Raw genomic sequence first — 14,463 nt, 5'->3', positions numbered from 1 at the left:
AGTTATCTAACTTGGCACTTGTAAAATTCACATAATAGGTGGCGGATTTTACGGAAAAAAAAACAAAATAGCAAGCACGGATTTTAAACAAAATAAAAAAATCTGCTTAATTTCACAGTTTAATTTTAGAAATTAAATTTTTAAGGTAGAATTGGGAATTCATTAATAGTATTAACAATTCTTGCACAACAATTATGAAGGGAAGTATGGATTTAAACGAAATTCAAGCGCTGTCTGCTAAGGATATGCAAGCCGTCAACGCAATGATTTCACAACAATTGCAATCTGATGTAGCCTTAATCAATCAACTTAGCTTCTATATTATTAACGGTGGCGGCAAACGTATTCGACCATTAATTGCTGTGTTAGTAGCTAATGCATTGAATTATCAAGGTAATCGGCATATTACCTGTGCAACATTTATTGAGTTTATCCATACGGCTACTTTATTACATGATGATGTTGTTGATGAGTCAACTTTGCGCCGTGGTAAAGATACTGCAAATGCTATTTTCGGCAATGCTGCCAGTGTTTTAGTCGGTGACTTTATCTATACTCGTGCATTTCAATTAATGGCTCGTTTAGGTTCATTGCCTGTTATGCAAGTAATGTCAGATGCAGTGAATGTTATTGCTGCTGGTGAAGTGTTGCAATTAATGAACTGTAACGATCCTGATACTACTGAACAGAGCTATATGCAGGTTATTTACAGTAAAACCGCACGTCTCTTTGAAGTTGCAGCTGAATGTTCGGCACTATTATCCGAAGCAACTGAAGAACAAGTACGAGCAATGAAATTATATGGTCGTTATTTAGGCACAGCATTCCAACTGATTGATGACGTATTGGATTATTGTGCTGATGCGGATAAATTAGGTAAAAACCTTGGCGATGATTTGGAAGAAGGCAAGCCAACATTGCCGCTACTTCACGCTATGCAACACGCCAGCGAAAATGAACGACAATTAATTCGCTCCATTATTGAACACGGTCACGGGCGTAAATATCTTACTAAAATTCAGTCAATGATGGATAAATATAAATCTCTTACCTATACGATAGAAAAAGCAAAACAGGAAGCCCAAAAAGCAATTGATGCACTCTCTGTTATTGATGATAGCCTATATAAAGAAGCATTAATTTCTCTTGCAAAAATTTCTGTAGAACGTAATTATTAAGAAAACAATATGTCAGATATTCAACAAATACCTCCTATTTCTAGAGGGAGAAAAAAGAAAATTACTAAAGATCCGAATGCCCCCTTTGTTCGTCCAAAATTAACTTTGCCTGACGGACATAACAAACTATTGCTCCACTCCTGCTGTGCACCTTGTTCAGGTGAGGTAATGGAGGCTTTACTTGCTTCGGAAATCGATTTCACTATCTATTTTTATAATCCTAATATTCATCCTCAAAAAGAGTATTTAATTCGCAAAGAAGAAAATATTCGGTTTGCTGAAAAATATAACATCCCATTTATTGATGCTGATTATGATCGTGCAGAATGGTTTGAACGGGCAAAAGGGATGGAAGATGAGCCTGAACGTGGTATTCGTTGCACAATGTGCTTTGATATGCGTTTTGAAAAAGCGGCTCAATATGCACACGAACACGGTTTTCCCGTGTTTACTAGCAGTCTTGGCATTTCTCGTTGGAAAGATATGAATCAAATTAATGGTTGTGGTCATCGTGCTGCTGAAAAATATGATGATGTCATTTATTGGGATTATAACTGGCGTAAAGGTGGAGGTTCTCAACGAATGATTGAAATTAGTAAACGTGAGAAATTTTATCAACAAGAGTATTGCGGTTGTGTTTACTCTTTGCGTGATACTAATAAGTGGCGTGAATCTCAAGGCAGAGCTAAAATTGAGATCGGCAAACTTTATTATTCTGCAGATTAATTTTTATTTAATAAGGACATATTTATGAAACAGTTAAAAAATTTTCTATTAATTGCTCTATTTTCTCTCTTTTTAGCCGCTTGTGGCGATAAAACTGCTGATATGAAAGCAGATGTTGATTTGCTTCAACAAACATTGAATACTGTGTTAAAACAGGAAAGCGGTTCTGCATTAATCCAGCAATTGGAATCAGCTCAAACTGCTGAGGATAAAACCAAAGCATATGCAGCAATTATTGATAATTACAAAATGGTAGTGAAATCTATCAGTGAACTCAAAATCAAAACCGAAGAAGCAAAAAAAGTACAAGCACAATATGATGCCGGTTTAAAATCTTTTATTGATTTAATGCAACAATCTTCCGATTATGTTACTCAACAACCTACACCGGAACAAATTAAGGCTTATAAAGAGCTTCAAGCCAAAACCACGCAATCACTTTCCGATGCTGAAAAAGCGCTTGCCGATTTAAAAGCTCAAATTGAAACTACACAAAAGAAATAAATTTAAAAAAAATCACATTGAAAAAGCGATCTTCGGATCGCTTTTTTATCGCATAACTACACCTCAACAATCGCATTTAAACGTTCTATTTCAACATCAGCTGTTAATGGTTCCATTGATGGTAACTGCTTGCTAACTTTATTAGAGAGCGTCTGAAAACGCTCGACTTTACCATATAAACCTCGTTGTCCAGAAAGCGAAGTAACCGAATCATTATATTGTTTAACCACACTATTTAAGCCGTTACCCAATTTTTGTAGTCGTTCCGCCACCACACAAACCTGATTATAAATATCACCTGCTTTTTCGCTGATTTCTCGCGCTTCTCGGTTGCCTTTTTCAATACGCCATAAACTGGCAACAGTGCGTAAAATTGGCATTAATGTAGTATATGACACTAAAATAACATTTTTTTCATAAGCATTATTAAACAATGTCGGATCTTGTTTTAATGCTTCGATATATGCCGGTTCAATCGGAATAAACATCAACACAAAATCGGGACTTTGAATACCCTCTAAATGACTATAATCCTTTTCCGATAACGATTTGATATGCTGTCTAATAGCTTGAATATGTTCTTTTAAATGTAATTGAATTTTAGCTTCATCAGTAGCAGAAACCGCTTGTTCATAAGCCACTAGTGACACTTTACAATCAATCACGATATGCTTGTTATCAGGCAATTTAATTAAAAAGTCAGGATAGCGATGATTACCCTCATTATCTTTAAAATGAGCTTGGGCAACATACTGCTCATCCGCTACTAAGCCAGCAGATTGCAAAGCATTTTCCAACTGCACTTCACCCCAGTTACCCAATGTTTTTTTCTGCCCTTTCAATGCTGTTGTCAAATTATTTGCCTCTTTCGACATATTTAATCCAATTTCCAACACCTTTTTAAGTTCTGCTTCCAAACTGGCATTCCCTTTTACCGTTTCAGAATGCACTTCATTAACACGTTTTTGAAAGCCCTCAATCTGCTCTTTAAATGGTTTTAATAAATTATCCAACACTACTTGATTGGATTGTGAAAAACTACGACTTTTCTCTTCCAAGATCTGATTGGCAAGCTGTTGAAACTCTAACGTTAATTGTTTTTTATTATTTTCTAACAACTGCTGTTGTTCAGCAAAATGCGTCTCTTTTTCCGCTAAACTGGTGCGTAATGCTGTTAATTGTTGCGATAATTGCATAATTTGTTGTTGCGCCGATACATTTAGCTGTTCCAGTTCTTGGTGTTGTCGATTTTTCTCCTGTAGCAACGACTCAATTCCCTGTTTTTCCGTTTGGCTACGGATTTTTTCTTGTAACGCCAATTGATATTGCTCTGTTAATGACTCTGATTTCTGCAACAGCACATTATACTGTTCCACCGTTTGTGCTTGTTGCTGTTGTAACGCCTGCAATAATTTTTGTTTCTGCAAATTCAATAAGATAAACACAACACTGGTCAAAGCTAATAACAACATAACAATATAAAGTACAAAATCCATAACTTCTCCTCAAAAAACAAATTGACTGATTCAGTATAACAAATGCTGATCTGAAATCCCGTAATCATTACAATATTAGCCAAACTGAATATAGGAATCTATTATGAAAAAAATTTATCTAGGATCTAACAGTCCACGCCGTTTTCAACTATTACAACAACTGGGTTTATCTGTCGAGGTATTAAAAGGTGAAATTGACGAAACGGTTGGTGAAAATGAAACAGCAAGTGATTATGTTTTACGAATGGCAATCAGTAAAAATCAGCAAATTCGCTATCTTTTCCCTAACAAAAGAAAATATCCACTTCTCACTGCCGATACCTGTATTGCATTTAATAATCAAATTTTAGGCAAACCCCATACAGAAGAAGAGGCTTTTGCAATGCTTTCAATGTTGTCCGGCAATACTCATCAGGTATTAACAGCTATTTGCGTTTCAACACCCATCAAACAACATTATTGTCTGCAATCTAGCGAAGTCATTTTTAAATCGCTTTCGACAGAAGAAATTCACTCTTATATTGCCAGTGGAGAACCTTTTGATAAGGCAGGAGCATATGCGATACAAGGATTGGCTGCAAGTTTTATCAGGCATTTAAGTGGCAGTTATTCGGGTGTGATGGGCTTACCGTTGTTTGAAACGAGCGAATTATTAAAGAAATTTTCAACAAATATTCTCTAACTAATTGTATTTAAATAAAAAACTGCACTTTGTCGTGCAGTTTTCTGTTTCATTAACCGCTTTTAAAATTACAACAATAAAGCCGAACCCCATTTGATGATATCAAAGAAAAATTTATTTTCATTGGTCGCAATCCCATCCGGATTACTATTTTTACTGTCCACTGAATTGCTTTTAGATTCATCCACAGCCATTCCGCTTTGATACTGTCCTTTCACCACTTTTAAATCATCACGTGCTTTAATTCTCAATGTTGCACATTCCGTCGTTGGCATCGGTTCAAATTCAGTTTGTTTGAATTTTTTATATTGATATTGTGCATACCCCATTGATTTTTCATCCTGTTGGATCATCTTTACATAATCTGCGCCAATAATGTCTTCCAGAGGATAAAAGAATACATATTGTGAATGAATATAAGCATCTTCTTTAGAAAAATGCTCTTGCTGAATACGTGTTAAGTTTGGATAGATGCATTGTTCTGCCTGATGACTCGCCACTACCCAACGCCGTGCATCATTATCACTTAACTCATAATCAGCATTAGCATATTCTGCAGGATAAGGATCAATATTTGAACTGCATCCTGCAAGAAATAGAATTGTTATTGAAAAAATTAGTTTTTTTATCATCATCTTTTTCCATTAAGCTAATCGCTGTCTGACAATTTCAAATAAACAAACACCAGTTGCGACAGAAACATTCAATGAAGAAACAGAACCTTGCATTGGAATACTCACTAACTGATCGCAATGTTCTCGTGTCAAACGGCGCATACCATCGCCTTCTGCCCCCATCACTAACGCTAATGCCCCAGTTAACTTATTCTGATAAATTGAGCTATTGGCTTCACCGGCTGTCCCCACAACCCAGACATTATAATCTTGTTGTAGCGTTTTTAAAGTACGAGCTAAATTTGTTACCCGAATTAACGGCACGACTTCGGCCGCACCGCACGCTACTTTTCTTGCCACAGAAGTTAATTGTGCGGATTTATCTCTCGGTATAATAACCGCATCCACTCCAGCTGCATCGGCAGTACGCAAACAAGCGCCTAAATTATGTGGATCCGTTACCCCATCAAGCACCAATAATAATGGATATTTCTTCTGTTGCAATAAAACATATAGATCATTTTCTGTCTGCTCTTTTGGTGGTTGTACTTTGGCAATAATGCCCTGATGTGTTTCACCATTCGCTTTTTTATCCAATGCTTGACGTGTTAAAAACTGTACTGAAATGCCCCATTGGTGTAATTCATTTAATAAAGGCTGTAAACGTTTATCTTCACGCCCTTTTAACACAAATACTTCAATGAAACGCTCCGGCGTAGTTGATAACACTGCCGAAACTGCGTGAATACCGTAAATTTGTTCGCTCATACACACTCTCTAATTATTTTCGTTTTTTATTTTTACTACGTTTTGTTTTTTTCTTTTTCTCTCTACGTTTTTTCTCATCGGCATTAGCCTGTTTCCGTAACCGTTTTTGCAAACTTTCACTATAACGCAAGCTCTTTTTAACACGATCTTTTTCTGTTTTACCTAATCGTTGCGGTTTACGCTCACTTGAAATCAGTGTGAAATCTAATGTTTTTTCTTCCAAACTCACCGCTTCAACCCTGACCGTAACCTTATCACCGATACGATACAACATTCCGCTGTTCTCACCGATTAAACGCTGAGTACTCGGATCAAAACGATAATAATCGTTATCCAGCGTAGAGATATGAACCAAGCCATCAATGAAAAGATCGTTCAATCTGACAAAAAAACCGAATCCGGTAACGCTGGAAATGGTTCCCTCAAACACTTCACCAACGTGATCTTGCATAAATTCACATTTAAGCCAATCCGCAACATCTCTTGTTGCTTCATCTGCACGGCGTTCTGTCATTGAACAGTGATCACCTAACAGATCAATCTCATCCAATTTATAATGGTAGCCACCACTCTTAGTAGTGCGTTTGGTTAAACCGTGCTGTTTTGACAATAAATACTTGATGCCTCGGTGTAAAGATAAATCGGGATAACGGCGAATCGGTGAAGTAAAATGCGCATATTCTGTCAAAGCCAAACCGAAGTGTCCAATATTATCACCACTGTATATCGCTTGGCTTAATGAGCGCAATAACATTGTCTGAATTAATTCTTTATCCGGGCGTTCATTCACTTTTAACATTAATTTGGCATAATCCGCCGGTGTCGGCTTTAATCCGCCTTCCAGAGTTAAACCGCATTCTCTTAAGAAAGTACGGAAAGAGGTGAGTTTTTCCTCGCTCGGCAAGGCGTGAATGCGGAATAGTGCCGGCTCTTGATGTTGTTCCATAAAATGTGCTGCACAAATATTCGCCAAAATCATACACTCTTCAATAATTTTATGGGCGTCATTGCGTTGTATCGGCTCAATTCTTTCAATTCTGCCTTGATCATTAAAAATAAATTTGGTTTCTACTGTTTCAAAATCAATTGCGCCTCGTTTATGTCGTGCATTCAATAGCACTTTAAACATTGCATACAGTTCTTGTAAATGTGGCACTAAATCTTGATAACGTTCGGTTAATTCTTCGTCTCCCTGCAAAATTCGCCATACTTTGCTGTATGTTAAACGTGCGTGTGAATTCATTACCGCTTCGTAGAATTGGTACTGTTCAATTCTACCTTTTGCAGACAGTTGAATTTCACACACCATACAAAGGCGATCTACCTGTGGATTAAGTGAACACAAGCCATTAGATAGCACTTCCGGTAACATCGGCACAACCCGACTTGGAAAATAGACGGAATTTCCTCTTTGATAGGCTTCTTTATCTAGCGCACTTTTTGGACGCACATAGTAACTAACATCCGCAATCGCCACCCATAATTTCCAACCGCCGTGCTCGCATTTTTGACAAAATATTGCATCATCAAAATCACGGGCATCTTCACCATCAATCGTAACCAAAGGTAGTTGTCGCAAATCGACACGCCCTTGTTTATCCTTGTCATCAACGATTTCACTCAATCCTTGAATCTGCTGTGCCACCTCTTCCGGCCAAACGTGCGGAATATCGTAATTGCGAATAGCAATTTCCACTTCCATTCCTTTCGCCATATTGTCGCCCAACACTTCGGTGATTCTGCCGGTTAAACGGGAAAGCCCTTTTTCTTTAGGTTTCAGTTCCACCACCACAACTTGCCCCATTCTTGCTCCGGCACGATATCCATTCGGAATTAAAATATCGTGATTAATCCGGCTATCATCCGGCACTACATAACCGATGCCCTCTTCTAAGAAAAAACGACCGACAATCTGCTTCTTGCGACGTTCTAGTACCCGAACAATTCGCACCTCTTTGCGTCCGCGACGATCTACGCCGTTCGGCTGTGCCAATACATAATCATCGTGTAACACTTTTTGCATTTGGCTATTAGGGATAAACCAATCATCCTTTACGCCATCAACCTGCAAAAAGCCATAACCATCTTTATGACCAATCACCGTTCCCTTCAAAAGATCCAATCGTTCAGGTAAGGCATAACATTTGCGCTTAGTAAAAACCAACTGCCCATCATTTTCCATTGCTCGTAAACGGCGACGCATTCCCTCCTGCTGCTCCGGATCGGTAATTGCTAACGCTTGTAAAATAGATTCCCGACTCATCGGTTTATTATGATCTCGAATAACCGTAAGGATCAATTCACGACTTGGAATTGGATTTTCATATCTTTCAGCTTCCTCGCTATAATGAGGATCTTGATATTGCATTAATGTCTCCTTAATTTTTTGTTTTATTTATTGCTTTTATTCACAATTAAAATATTGATTCATTTCTAACGCCGGTTTTGCTTTTTTATCTTGCCCTATCTGTTTTGCAGGCACGCCCGCTACCGTAGAATAAGCTACAACCGGATGTAACACTACCGAGCAGGCGCCAATTTTGGCATATTCACCTACTTCGATATTTCCTAAAATTTTTGCACCAGCACCAATCATCACCCCTTTACGCACTTTAGGGTGGCGATCACCAACTTCTTTTCCTGTACCGCCCAATGTCACATCTTGCAAAATAGAAACATCATTCTCTATCACAGATGTTTCCCCAATAACAATACCTGTGGCGTGATCTAACATAATACCGTGACCAATTTTTGCTGCCGGATGAATATCAACATCAAACGCAACAGAAATTTGATTTTGTAGATAAATAGCTAATGCTTTCCGTTGTTTCTGCCATAAGTGGTGAGTGATGCGATAGCTTTGCAACGCGTGAAATCCTTTTAGATAAAGTAACGGTGTAGAATAAAGCTCCACTGCCGGGTCGCGTACCCGCACAGCTTCAATATCGTGAGCGGCACTTTCAATAATTTTTGGATTTTCCCGATAAACTTCATCAATAATTTCACGCAATGAGATCGCTGGCATTGTCGAGCTAGATAACTTATTCGCTAAAATATAACTTAGCGCCGTACCCAAATGTTGATGCGTTAAAATTGTTGAATGGAAAAAACTTGCCAATGAAGGTTCTTGTTCTGCGAGTAATTTTGCTTCATCTCGAATGCTTTGCCAAATCCGTTGTAATAGTACCGACATAGATACCCCTATTCACTTTTCTTTTCTCTTGATAATAAATTTGCTGCTGCTTCAGTTGCAGTTAACCCACAGAATAGCATTTGATAAATTTGCTCAACAATCGGCATTTCCACCTGCTGTTGTTGCGCCAAGCGGTAGGCTTCCTGTGTGTTGAAATAGCCTTCCACAACCTGACCGATCTCCTGCATCGCCTGTTCTACAGAATAACCTTTGCCTAACATCATTCCAAAACGGCGATTACGAGATTGATTGTCGGTACACGTTAAAACTAAATCACCTAAACAGGCCATTCCCATAAATGTGTGTGGTTCTGCACCTAAAGACAATCCTAAACGTGAAATTTCTGCTAAACCACGCGTGATCAATGCTGTTCTTGCATTCGCTCCATAACCGATACCATCTGAAATACCAGCACCAATTGCGATCACATTTTTAATCGCTCCACCCAACTGCACACCAATCATATCCGGATTCAGATAAACGCGGAAATGTTTACTGCAATGAATACGTTCCTGTAACGCTTTGGCAAAAGCCTCTTCTGTTGAAGACAGCACAATAGCAGTCGGCAAGCCTGAAGCCAGTTCTTTAGCAAATGTCGGCCCTGATAAAACAGCCAATGGCATATTATTTCCTAAAATATCTTTCGCTACCTGATGTAACAAGCGTCCGCTATTATGTTCCAAACCTTTACTTGCCCAAATAATACGATGTTGCGGTTTTAATAAGGGCTTAATCTGCTTTAAAACATCGGCAAAAACGTGACTCGGCACAACGATCAATATATCTCGGCTGTTTGCAACTGCTGTATCCAATTCAGTTTCAATTTGTAATGCTTTCGGAAAAGTAACACCGGGCAAAAAACGTTCATTTTTCCGTTGTTGTGCCAATTTTCTCATTTCTACCGTATTTCGCCCCCATAATATTGTTGGCAAGCCATTTCTCGAAAGTGCTATCGCTAATGCTGTTCCGTAAGAACCAGCACCAATTACGGTAATGGGTAAAAATTCTGTCATAACTATCGCTTTTATTTGATTAGTGTTAAACAAAGGATAGACGAAAGAGAGAGGATTTCAATAAGATTTTAGAAAAGAGGTGAAAAAGCATCTCCGAAGAGACGCTTTTCAGGAATTAATTTACAGTGTAAGACGGCGGAATTTTTTGCATAAAAAAGCATTATATTTTGCATAAATAAATTTTTAAAAGTTATGCAAAATATAAAGAAATTATGAAAAAATACTGTATATATTGACAGTATAAAAAACCTCTATAAAATAACTGTATATTTATACAGTATAAGAGGTTAAACAATGAAAAAACTTATCTTAAAATTTGCCAAACAATATGACGATGAAAAAGAACTGCAACAGCAAACAATCATCAATAAATTAAAACAGCGTTTGCCTAAACAATTAAAAAGAATAGGATATGCTGATCTTGAGTTAGAAATTAAAACATCATCGCAAACAAGTTATGAAGTTGTAGGATATAACTCAACAGAAAAGAAAATATTAGTCGCTAAATTAGAGGATATATTTAATGACGATACTCTATTAGCAGATTAATCTATTAGGGCTGTTAGCCCTAATAGCCCTAATTAGACCTCTATACCTCTCCAGTTGCATTATTAAGCAGTCAGTCAAATAGAGCTCTATACCTCTCCACATTGCATCGCAACAGAGCAATGATGTCCTCAACACAAAAACAGGAGGATAACAATGAAAAAGCCAAGCGAAAAAGAAATTAATCGAGTCTTAGAAACCATTGCGAAAAAGGTCGGGTATATTGATACGCTTGAAACTCGGATGAGTGATCATCTCGATTTTTACGATATGTCAGTATGGTGCATGAAAGCAATGCTACGAGCAGCATTTGATGCTGGATATAAAGCAGCAAAAGGAGATTAGGATGAAATTAGAACCGAACGTGAAATGATGTTAGAACTTTCGTTAGTTGCGGAACGTGAGTGCGATACCTTTAGCCTCTTTAACCTTGACCTAGTACTTTTTAAAACCTCATATCGTGCATATTACCTTGCCATCCATTATTTAGCCGATGACAGAAAAGACAAAGTGATCAAGTTAGTACCAAATACTCATCCAAATCAACCTGCCTTATACTGTCTGCTTTCAGAATTGTCTACCCGTTTATAAAGTGCCGCAAGGCACTTTTTCAGCTTTTATAAATGAGATTATCCTCATATTTGCCACTATAGTTTGCGGACGTTTGTACAGCAATCCGTTGATAATCAATAAAAGATTGCCAATTATCACCTTTGGTGGCGATTAGCCAATCCACAAACCGCACAAACTCGCTTTTGGTTGAACTAAAAAAGATGTAAGGTGGTTGTGCAAGCCTGATTAACTCCAGAAAATTAATTAAGTCAAAATATCCATCTTGCTTATAACTTGCTTGATGTGTGCACAGATAGGGTGGGTCAAGCACAAATATCACCCTTTTATCATCTGAAAATTGCGGAAGTAAGGTAGAAAAACTCTCGTGAACCACCTCAATCCCATCTAAATAACCGTCCGCCGTTGGGTAATCGCTTTGCCGCACGCAGTTGTAAAAACCGTGTCGATATAACTCATCAACCGATTTAACTTGTTGCCCTGAAAATAGCAGCCACGAGCATAAAATATGTGGATCTTTGTAACCATCAAATGACTCTATCGCATCAATTACTTTGTGGCGAGTAGCAATATCTAAGCGCTTTTGCCGCTGATAATTGATCAATAGCTCACTTAATATTTGACGTAAGCGATTAATGTCATCAATATGATTAAGTCGCTCAACATAGCCGTCAAAATCATTATAGATAACTCGAGCTTGTGGTTTGAGTTGTTTTGCGGTAGGACTTAGCAAACCACTGCCACCAAACGCATCAACAATCGTCCAACCCTCGCCATTATTCGCAATCATCTCGTTTAAAACCGATTTAAAGTAAGTTAAAAACAGCCGTTTTTGCCCGACAAACGGCAACGGAGCTTGACTAAAATGACGCATCGTTACCTCCTAACACCTCAATAATACGACGATAAATATCGTGGATAAGTAGCAACGGAATGGCTGAACGGGCGTTATAACTGTGTAAACAGTCAAACATCGTTTTGCCCGAAATATAATGCTGATAACGCAAATTTAGCGGAATATTGCTTTTAAACTTGGTTGCCTTTTTGCAGGGCCAGCCATAATTCCCATAATAGGTTGGGTTATCATAAGAAATAGGGAAATTAAGAATGTCAGTCAAGTAATGCCAAATACGGCTAGAATAAGGATTTTCAATGACATAGATTTTCGGCTGATAACGCTGAATAATCTCAATGGTGTTATAAATGCAAAGCTCACCATTAATCCGATTTAAAAAAGCGGTTTCATAACGATAACGTCGCTTTTTAACCGCTGCCGCGTCAAAATCCTTGCGACTGCGAATAGCAAAACGTGTATTTCCTTGCCATTGCCAACAGACATTCCCACCCTTAATAGAGTTTGCGACGGAAAAACTTTCACAAGGCGGGCTAGCTAAAATAACGTCAGGTATTGGAAGACTATCCAGCTTATTAAGCAGCGTATTATCGCCAAATAATCTCCCGTAATCCGCGAGATTTAAGGGAATAACGTGATGATTTTTACCCTCAATATCAATGCCTATTGGGTAAATTTCAATATCGGAAAAAGATTGAGCTGCTTGAGTGTAACAACCATTTCCACTATCAAACAACGCCCATACAATGACTTTTTGAGTTGCCATAACCTCTCCTTGTTATGGCGTTCCGGCGTTCTGGACGCTCCGACACTCAAAGTTGATTAATGTTTGTTACGATTAAATACATTTAACGTTTTGCAACGAGTACATTTAATCTCTAAATATTGACTATCTTTTGCGCGTGCTAGTAGCTTTTTACAGCACTTGCAACGCATTTCTTGCATTTTATTTTGCATAACACGATTCCTAGACAGATTTTTTGCTATAATCCGCCTGCCTGGCTAGGTAGACGGCAACGGTTATGCAGCCTTGTTCTGCGTTAATCGGGGACAGGCTTAATGTCGATAAACCTGTCCTGCCGTTTTAATGGATTGCTACATACCCCCCCCCGCAGTATATTTTTTCATCATTCACTCCTTTTAAAAATTGCCGCTAAATGGTTCGGAGAAAACCGCCAACCTTCACAACTGTAGTTAATCGCCCTCGCACACCACTCACTGCAGAAGTATTTATCACGACGTTCTGGAATTAAAAAAATCAATCCTAACGCGCCCCACCAGTCATATTTACGCCCTTTAGTAAGCTGATAAAAATAGACAATTTGAGATTCAGATACACCCGAAAGCGGAATCAAATCCCATTTTCCATCATCTAAATTAATGACTTTTTTACGTACACCACCGTCACGGACTGATGAAGAATAGCACTCGTAATAAACATCACAATCATAGCGGTCGGTAAAATTAGTCTCTTTTTTAACCGCAATTTCGCAGTGGCTATATCTGCCGCGCGTAAATTTACGGATTAACCAATCGCTAAGTCTGCACCAATAGCTATACAGGCTATGCCCATCACGCTTGCCCTTGTATAAGGCTAGATATACCTGACTCATTGTTGTGCCTCCGCTAATGCTTGCATTTGTGCAATGATGTCATCGTGAATTTTTTGCATCTCGTCTAACGTTAAATTTGGCTGTTTTAACTCATACTTACGCATTCGCAACACACTCATCTGCTCCAGCGTAGTCCGTAACTGCACCGCCTGCTTGAGGATTAGCTCGGTCGCAGTACGTAAATCCAAGCCTGCTGCTTGAGCAAATCCAGTAATAAAAACACTTACCTCACCTTGATAATCTGCTGATTGATAAGCTAATGCAGCCGATTCGCGTCCTTCATACTCGCTTGTAAAGCGAGTCCACTTTTCGAGATATTGTGCTGCTGTGTTATCAATATCATTAATAAGTTGCTGACGTGTTGCGTTAGCTAATTCAGCTTGTCGTTGCTGATTAAGCACCCACTTTGTACCGTTCCAGTCGTGTAATGATGATGGCTTAATCTCAATCCTATTGTTGAGCCAGTATGTGTTTTGATTTGCCAGCTGTGCCTGTAATCCACCACTTATATCATGCAGATACAAAAACTTATCATCATAACCACTCTGCCTTGCCAACTCGCAAAGCTGCTCGAACGATTCATTAGTTAGTGGGTATGATGTCTCTCGTCTGCCTGTTGATTTATCAATAATAATCAAATATTCCATATCTCCCCTCCACTTAATTTAATAGTGTATCAATCCTGTAATACTCATAATGATTACGCA

General features: G+C 38.4%; 18 protein-coding genes. 7 read left to right on the top strand and 11 right to left on the bottom strand.

Features of this window, described 5'->3' with window-relative positions:
• Positions 1-206 precede the first annotated feature (206 nt).
• From ispB to ACXPAV_RS11645, 3 genes are read left to right on the top strand one after another with little or no spacing between them, the layout of a single operon-like run.
• Positions 207-1,178: an octaprenyl diphosphate synthase gene (gene ispB / locus ACXPAV_RS11655; protein WP_065231412.1), complete on the top strand. Its 972-nt coding sequence runs from the start codon at positions 207-209 to the stop codon at positions 1,176-1,178.
• A gap of 9 nt (positions 1,179-1,187) precedes the next feature.
• Complete coding sequence (locus ACXPAV_RS11650; RefSeq protein WP_039133468.1) at positions 1,188-1,904, top strand: epoxyqueuosine reductase QueH; 717 nt, start codon at positions 1,188-1,190, stop codon at positions 1,902-1,904.
• Positions 1,905-1,928: 24 nt separating this feature from the next.
• Positions 1,929-2,408, top strand: coding sequence for a hypothetical protein (locus ACXPAV_RS11645; protein ID WP_458003572.1), 480 nt, complete (start codon positions 1,929-1,931; stop codon positions 2,406-2,408).
• 56 nt (positions 2,409-2,464) lie between these two features.
• Here the strand turns inward: ACXPAV_RS11645 and ACXPAV_RS11640 are convergent, their stop codons facing one another.
• Positions 2,465-3,880, bottom strand: a complete 1,416-nt coding sequence (locus tag ACXPAV_RS11640) for a DNA recombination protein RmuC (RefSeq protein ID WP_458004435.1) — start codon at positions 3,878-3,880, stop codon at positions 2,465-2,467.
• A gap of 127 nt (positions 3,881-4,007) precedes the next feature.
• Between ACXPAV_RS11640 and ACXPAV_RS11635 the strand changes: the two genes are divergently transcribed.
• Positions 4,008-4,586, top strand: a complete 579-nt coding sequence (locus ACXPAV_RS11635) for a Maf family protein (protein WP_458003571.1) — start codon at positions 4,008-4,010, stop codon at positions 4,584-4,586.
• A gap of 68 nt (positions 4,587-4,654) precedes the next feature.
• Here the strand turns inward: ACXPAV_RS11635 and ACXPAV_RS11630 are convergent, their stop codons facing one another.
• The 5 genes from ACXPAV_RS11630 to gpsA are packed head-to-tail and all read right to left on the bottom strand — an operon-like array spanning position 4,655 to position 10,174.
• A complete protein-coding gene (locus ACXPAV_RS11630) occupies positions 4,655-5,218 on the bottom strand; it encodes a DUF5358 domain-containing protein (RefSeq protein WP_458004434.1) in 564 nt (187 codons plus the stop codon).
• A gap of 12 nt (positions 5,219-5,230) precedes the next feature.
• Complete coding sequence (gene rlmB / locus ACXPAV_RS11625; protein ID WP_065231408.1) at positions 5,231-5,968, bottom strand: 23S rRNA (guanosine(2251)-2'-O)-methyltransferase RlmB; 738 nt, start codon at positions 5,966-5,968, stop codon at positions 5,231-5,233.
• A gap of 13 nt (positions 5,969-5,981) precedes the next feature.
• Positions 5,982-8,336, bottom strand: a complete 2,355-nt coding sequence (rnr, locus tag ACXPAV_RS11620) for a ribonuclease R (RefSeq protein ID WP_458003570.1) — start codon at positions 8,334-8,336, stop codon at positions 5,982-5,984.
• Between the two features lie 36 nt (positions 8,337-8,372).
• Entirely contained in the window at positions 8,373-9,161 is a 789-nt protein-coding gene (gene cysE, locus ACXPAV_RS11615; RefSeq protein WP_285097423.1) for a serine O-acetyltransferase, read from the bottom strand.
• Positions 9,162-9,169: 8 nt separating this feature from the next.
• Positions 9,170-10,174 (bottom strand): NAD(P)H-dependent glycerol-3-phosphate dehydrogenase, encoded by a 1,005-nt coding sequence (gene gpsA / locus ACXPAV_RS11610; protein WP_458003569.1) that lies wholly within the window; start codon positions 10,172-10,174, stop codon positions 9,170-9,172.
• A 294-nt stretch (positions 10,175-10,468) separates the two neighbouring features.
• On the opposite strand from gpsA, the gene ACXPAV_RS11605 reads away from it, so the two are divergent.
• From ACXPAV_RS11605 to ACXPAV_RS11595, 3 genes are all read left to right on the top strand, one after another.
• Positions 10,469-10,723, top strand: coding sequence for a DinI-like family protein (locus ACXPAV_RS11605; RefSeq protein ID WP_458003568.1), 255 nt, complete (start codon positions 10,469-10,471; stop codon positions 10,721-10,723).
• 153 nt (positions 10,724-10,876) lie between these two features.
• On the top strand, positions 10,877-11,065 hold the full coding sequence (locus ACXPAV_RS11600) for a DUF6900 domain-containing protein (protein WP_039146505.1): 189 nt from the start codon (positions 10,877-10,879) through the stop codon (positions 11,063-11,065).
• Between the two features lie 24 nt (positions 11,066-11,089).
• Positions 11,090-11,311 carry a hypothetical protein gene (locus tag ACXPAV_RS11595; protein WP_458003567.1) on the top strand — a complete coding sequence of 74 codons (222 nt, stop codon included), beginning with the start codon at positions 11,090-11,092 and terminating at the stop codon, positions 11,309-11,311.
• Between the two features lie 19 nt (positions 11,312-11,330).
• On the opposite strand, the gene ACXPAV_RS11590 is transcribed toward ACXPAV_RS11595, so the two are convergent.
• From ACXPAV_RS11590 to ACXPAV_RS11570, 5 genes are all read right to left on the bottom strand, one after another.
• Positions 11,331-12,164, bottom strand: a complete 834-nt coding sequence (locus ACXPAV_RS11590; protein ID WP_458003566.1) for a DNA adenine methylase — start codon at positions 12,162-12,164, stop codon at positions 11,331-11,333.
• On the bottom strand, positions 12,151-12,909 hold the full coding sequence (locus ACXPAV_RS11585) for a DNA methyltransferase (RefSeq protein ID WP_458003565.1): 759 nt from the start codon (positions 12,907-12,909) through the stop codon (positions 12,151-12,153). Before ACXPAV_RS11585 ends, ACXPAV_RS11590 begins: the two co-directional genes overlap by 14 nt.
• Positions 12,910-12,965: 56 nt before the next feature.
• Positions 12,966-13,079, bottom strand: coding sequence for a Com family DNA-binding transcriptional regulator (locus tag ACXPAV_RS11580; RefSeq protein WP_458004433.1), 114 nt, complete (start codon positions 13,077-13,079; stop codon positions 12,966-12,968).
• Between the two features lie 191 nt (positions 13,080-13,270).
• Complete coding sequence (locus ACXPAV_RS11575; RefSeq protein WP_458003564.1) at positions 13,271-13,756, bottom strand: enoyl-CoA hydratase; 486 nt, start codon at positions 13,754-13,756, stop codon at positions 13,271-13,273.
• Positions 13,753-14,403: a hypothetical protein gene (locus ACXPAV_RS11570; protein ID WP_458003563.1), complete on the bottom strand. Its 651-nt coding sequence runs from the start codon at positions 14,401-14,403 to the stop codon at positions 13,753-13,755. Before ACXPAV_RS11570 ends, ACXPAV_RS11575 begins: the two co-directional genes overlap by 4 nt.
• Positions 14,404-14,463: the final 60 nt, after the last annotated feature.

This window comes from Gallibacterium sp. ZY190522, from assembly GCF_054166015.1.
Note: the sequence above shows the minus strand (reverse complement) of the source record. Positions and strands in the feature narration are given on the sequence as shown.